Origin of the sequence: Phormidium sp. CCY1219 (assembly GCF_035615515.1) — a bacterium.
GTDB lineage: Bacteria > Cyanobacteriota > Cyanobacteriia > Cyanobacteriales > Laspinemataceae > CCY1219.
Genome location: NZ_JAJENT010000711.1, coordinates 1 through 288, shown reverse-complemented (window position 1 = coordinate 288; position 288 = coordinate 1). Strand labels below are relative to the sequence as shown.

Annotated in this window: 1 protein-coding gene; it reads right to left on the bottom strand. The window is 41.7% G+C overall.

Annotated elements, in window-relative coordinates; genetic code table 11:
* Positions 1–288 (bottom strand): group II intron maturase-specific domain-containing protein (locus LKK83_RS20990; protein WP_324633283.1); only part of this gene is annotated, 288 nt, incomplete at both ends.

The window sequence follows — 288 nt, the reverse complement described above, 5'->3', positions numbered from 1 at the left end:
AAATACCCATTGCCGATTCCCTATTGTTTGCCAGTATTTCTTGGCTACCCACTTTCCATTTTTGTTGGAGTGTCTTCGTTTTCCCCATTTGGTTAATTTCCAGTATAGTAAACTATCCATTTGAGAGAAGACTTCCTTGGACACTACTGTTGAGTAGTAGTTGCTCCATCCTCTGATAACCGGGTTGAGGTGTTTTATTAACCCCTCTTGCGGTACTGCTCTGTGGGAGTCTACTATCTCTTTAAGTTTCTTGTAGTGGGTTTTAATGGCTTGCTTGCTGGGTTTGAT